A 4,472-nucleotide genomic window follows, 5' to 3' on the forward strand; every position below is an offset into this window, starting at 1 on the left:
CCGCGCTTTCCCTTCCGGCGTTTCCGACTCTATCAGATCCTTTCGGGCCTGACTCCCAGTCAGCGGGCTTTGTCTTCGGGGCTGTTGAGCCCTTCCGACCGGTGAGACCTTAGCGGATTCCGCACCTCCGAACCTAATCGGCGGCCACCCTCGCGGGCAGGGATTCCTTCATTCGCAAATACGCATGAAAACGGGACGGCAGTACGCCGTACGTTCGAATGGTTGTTGCGGAATGGCTGTCCGGGGACCGACCGGAGTCGGCGCTCACGTCGGACAACTCGGAGAACACTACGGATGGGGGCAGGTCGTGTCAACCTCCGGACAGACCCCACCCCGCAGGTCTACCCTTGCCCCCATGACCACGCGCACGCTCAGCCTTCGCTGGTGGCCCGCCTGACGGCGGCCCCCTTCCACGCGAACGCGCGCATGCGCTCACGGCCGCCGCTCCCGGCGGCCGTTCTCGTATCTCCCCTCTGGGAGCCCCGGCCACCGGTCGGCGGCCGTCCCACCCGCCCCCACCGGGGCCCCTCAACAGGGAGAGACAGCGAGATGACGAGGATCTTCAGCGGGATCAAGCCGACCGGGCACCTGACCCTGGGCAACTACCTCGGGGCCGTCCGGCAGTGGGTCACCACCGACCAGCGCCGGGCCGAGGCCGTGTTCTGCGTGGTCGACCTGCATGCCCTGACCGTGGAGCACGAACCGGCACGGGTGCGCAGGCTCAGCCGGCAGGCGGCGACGCTGCTGCTGGCCGCAGGGCTGGACCCGGACCTCTGCACCCTGTTCGTGCAGAGCCACGTGGACGAGCACGCCCGGCTGTCGTACCTGTTGGAGTGCACGGCCACGGACGGCGAGCTGCGTCGGATGATCCAGTACAAGGAGAAGTCCGTGCGGGCGCAGGCATCCGGGGAGAGCGTGCGGCTGTCGCTGCTGACGTATCCGGTGCTGATGGCGGCGGACATCCTCGCGTACGGGACGGACGAGGTGCCGGTGGGTGAGGACCAGCGGCAGCACGTGGAGCTGACCCGGGACATCGCGGTGCGGTTCAACCAGCGGTACGGGCACACGTTCACCGTGCCGCGGGCCACGCACCCGAAGGTGGCGGCGCGGGTGATGGACCTCCAGGACCCCACGGGAAAGATGGGGAAGTCGCACGACTCGCCGGGGGGTGTCGTCTATCTGCTCGACGAGCCGGGGACCGTCCGGAAGAAGATCATGCGGGCGGTGACCGACAGCGACGGCGAGGTGGCGTACGACCGGGCGGCCAAGCCGGGGGTGAGCAACCTGCTCGACATCCTGGCGGCCTGTACGGACGGGGAGCCGGCGCGGCTGGCGGAGACGTACCGCTCGTACGGGGAGCTGAAGAAGGACACCGCGGAGGCGGTGGTCGAGCTGCTGCGGCCGGTGCAGGAGCGGCATGCGGAGCTGTCGGCCGACCCGGGGCGGCTGGACGCGGTGCTGCGGGCGGGTGCGGGGCGGGCCCGGGCGCTGGCGCGGCCGGTGGTGGACGCCGCGTACGGGGCGATGGGGCTGCTGCCGGCGGCCTGAAGGACCGTACGGAAGGGGTGTCGTGAGGGGCCGTGCGTCCCGCCCGTGGTGCGTGGCCGCGGGCGGGGCGGGCGGTCAGCTGTTGCCGGTGGCCAGTTCGCGGCTGCGGTCGCGGGCGGCTTCGAGAGCGGCGATGAGGGCGGCGCGGACGCCGTGGCGTTCGAGTTCGACGATGGCGTTGATGGTCGTACCGGCCGGGGAGGTGACGGCTTCGCGGAGCTTGACCGGGTGTTCGCCGCTGTCGCGGAGCATCACGGCGGCGCCGATGGCGGCCTGCACGATGAGGTCGTGGGCCTGGGCGCGGGGCAGGCCGAGGAGGATGCCGGCGTCGGTCATGGCCTCGACGAGGAAGTAGAAGTAGGCGGGGCCGGAGCCGGAGAGGGCGGTGGCGGCGTCCTGCTGGGACTCGGGGACGCGGAGGGTCTTGCCGACGCCGCCGAAGATCTCCTCGGTGTGGGCGAGGTGTTCGGCGGTGGCGTGGCTGCCGGCGGAGATGACGGACATGGCCTCGTCGACGAGGGCGGGGGTGTTCGTCATGACGCGCACGACGGGGGTGCCGGGGGCGAGCCGCTCCTCGAAGAAGGAGGTCGGGACACCGGCGGCGCCGCTGATGACGAGCCGGCCGGCGGGCACGTGCGGGGCGAGCTCTTCGAGGAGCTTGCCCATGTCCTGCGGCTTGACGGTGAGGATGAGGGTGTCGGCGCGCTTGGCGGCCTCGGCGTTGCTGACGGCTTCGACGCCGTAGCGGGAGCGGAGTTCTTCGGCGCGTTCGGCGCGGCGGGCGGTGACGAGGAGCTTGGCGGCCGGCCAGCCGCCCCGGATCATCCCGCTGAGCAGGGCCTCGCCGATCTTGCCGGTGCCGAGGACGGCGACTGTCTGGGTCATACGGGCTCACCTCGCCTGGGGCCCCGGCCGGCGGCTGCCGACGGGGTCGACTGTGCTGCGTACGCCTTCATCCTTGCACCCGTGCGGGGGCCGGTGCGGGGGTGTCCGAGGGGCGGTCAGGGGCGGTCGGGCCGGTCAGGGGGTGCGGCGGCGGAGGGTGGCGGCGCCGAGGCCGAGGACCAGGAGGGCGCAGCCGGCGACGACGAGGGCGTCGCGGACGAAGGCGGCGGTGAGGTCGGGGTGGGTGAGGACCTCGGTCATGCCGTCGACGGCGTAGGACATGGGGAGGACGTTCGAGATGCCTTCGAGTACGGGCTGCATGGTGTCGCGGGGTGCGAACAGGCCGCAGAGGAGCAGCTGGGGGAAGATCACGGCCGGCATGAACTGGACGGCCTGGAACTCGGAGGCGGCGAAGGCGGAGACGAACAGGCCGAGGGCGGTGCCGAGGAGGGCGTCGAGCAGGGCGACGAGGAGCAGCAGCCAGGGGGAGCCGATGACGTCGAGGCCGAGGAGCCAGAGGGCGGTGCCGGTGGCGAGGGCGGACTGGAGGACGGCGAGGCTGCCGAAGGCGAGGGCGTAGCCGGCGATGAGGTCGGCCTTGCCGAGGGGCATGGCGAGGAGGCGTTCGAGGGTGCCGGAGGTGCGCTCGCGGAGGGTCGCGATGGAGGTGATCAGGAACATCGTGATCAGCGGGAAGATGCCGAGGAGTGAGGCGCCGATGCTGTTGAAGGTGCGCGGGCTGCCGTCGAAGACGTAGCGGAGCAGGACCAGCATCAGGACGGGCACGACGAGCATCAGCGCGAGGGAGCGGGGGTCGTGGCGGAGCTGGCGGAGGACGCGGGCGGCGGTGGCGAGGGTGCGGGACGTGTTCATCGCGGGTCTCCGGGGTCTGCCGCGTCCGCGGCGGTGTGGGCGGCGGTGTGGGCGGCTGCGTGGGCGGCGGTGTCGTCGGGGTTCTCGTCTTCCCCTTCCTCTACGAGGCGGAGGAAGGCCTCTTCGACGGTGGCGGAGCCGGTGCGGGTGCGGAGGGCTTCGGGGGTGTCCTCGGCGAGGATGCGGCCTTCGCGCAGGAGCAGGAGGTGGTGGCAGCGCTCGGCTTCGTCCATGACGTGGGAGGAGACGAGGAGGGTGGTGCCGCGGCTGTCGGCGAGGTGGTGGAAGAGGTTCCAGAGGTCGCGGCGGAGGACGGGGTCGAGGCCGACGGTGGGTTCGTCGAGGACGAGGAGGTCGGGCGAGCCGAGGAGGGCGACGGCGAGGGAGACGCGGCTGCGCTGGCCGCCGGAGAGGTTGCGGGCGAGGGCGCCGGCGCGGTCGGTGAGGTCGACGTCGTGCAGGGCCCGGGCGACGGCGGTGCGGCGGCGCTCGGCGGCGGCGCGGCCGGGGTCGAGGACGGCGGCGAAGTAGTCGAGGTTCTGCCGGACGGTGAGGTCGTCGTAGACGGAGGGGGCCTGGGTGACGTAGCCGATGCGGGGGCGGAGGGCGGGGGCGCCGGCGGGGTGGCCAAGGACGGTGAGCGTGCCTTTTGTGTTGGCCTGGGTGCCGGTGATGGCGCGCATGAGGGTGGTTTTGCCGGAGCCGGAGGGGCCGAGGAGGCCGGTGATGCGGGCTCGGGGGACGGTGAAGTCGATGGCGTGGAGGACGGGGGTGTCGGTGCGGGTGACGGTCAGGGTGGTGGCCTTGACGGCGGCATCGTCGCTGTTATTCACCATGTGATGAATAATGGGGTGGGGTGGGGGTGGGGTCAAGGAGTTGCGGTGGCTTGGGCGGGGTGGCTTCGGGCTCGGCGGGTGCCTTCCGGACTCGGCAGGCCGATTCCAGTCCCGCCGGGCCGATTCCAGCCCCGCCGGCGTTTGAGGCGCGGGGGCCCGGGGGCAGAGCCCCCCACACCCCGGACCCTGCGGGGCTGTTCCCCTACCCGCCCCTTCCCGAACTGGGGGGGCCCCCCCCCCCCCCGGGGGGGCCCCCCGGCCCGGGGGGGGGGGGGGGGGGGGGGGGGGCGCCGGGGGGGGGCCGGGGGGGGGGGGGGGGGGGGGGGTGGG

General features: G+C 72.7%; 4 protein-coding genes. 1 reads left to right on the top strand and 3 read right to left on the bottom strand.

Annotation, left to right across the window (positions count from 1 at the left end):
- The first annotated feature begins 549 nt into the window (after positions 1-549).
- Positions 550-1,548 carry a tryptophan--tRNA ligase gene (trpS, locus tag LG634_RS37410; protein ID WP_226740993.1) on the top strand — a complete coding sequence of 333 codons (999 nt, stop codon included), beginning with the start codon at positions 550-552 and terminating at the stop codon, positions 1,546-1,548.
- A gap of 75 nt (positions 1,549-1,623) precedes the next feature.
- Here the strand turns inward: trpS and proC are convergent, their stop codons facing one another.
- From proC to LG634_RS37425, 3 genes are all read right to left on the bottom strand, one after another.
- On the bottom strand, positions 1,624-2,433 hold the full coding sequence (proC, locus tag LG634_RS37415) for a pyrroline-5-carboxylate reductase (RefSeq protein ID WP_226740994.1): 810 nt from the start codon (positions 2,431-2,433) through the stop codon (positions 1,624-1,626).
- A gap of 135 nt (positions 2,434-2,568) precedes the next feature.
- A complete protein-coding gene (locus LG634_RS37420; RefSeq protein ID WP_226740996.1) occupies positions 2,569-3,306 on the bottom strand; it encodes an ABC transporter permease in 738 nt (245 codons plus the stop codon).
- Entirely contained in the window at positions 3,303-4,142 is an 840-nt protein-coding gene (locus LG634_RS37425) for an ABC transporter ATP-binding protein (RefSeq protein ID WP_226740998.1), read from the bottom strand. The genes LG634_RS37420 and LG634_RS37425 overlap by 4 nt, the downstream gene beginning before the upstream one ends.
- Positions 4,143-4,472: the final 330 nt, after the last annotated feature.

The organism is Streptomyces bambusae (assembly GCF_020532645.1).
GTDB classification, from domain to species: domain Bacteria; phylum Actinomycetota; class Actinomycetes; order Streptomycetales; family Streptomycetaceae; genus Streptomyces; species Streptomyces bambusae.

Excerpts from the sequence above, each read along its gene's own strand:
- trpS (WP_226740993.1), top strand. The coding sequence starts at position 550 with ATGACGAGGATCTTCAGCGGGATCAAGCCGACCGGGCACCTGACCCTG.
- proC (WP_226740994.1), bottom strand. The coding sequence starts at position 2,433 with ATGACCCAGACAGTCGCCGTCCTCGGCACCGGCAAGATCGGCGAGGCC.
- LG634_RS37420 (WP_226740996.1), bottom strand. The coding sequence starts at position 3,306 with ATGAACACGTCCCGCACCCTCGCCACCGCCGCCCGCGTCCTCCGCCAG.
- LG634_RS37425 (WP_226740998.1), bottom strand. The coding sequence starts at position 4,142 with ATGGTGAATAACAGCGACGATGCCGCCGTCAAGGCCACCACCCTGACC.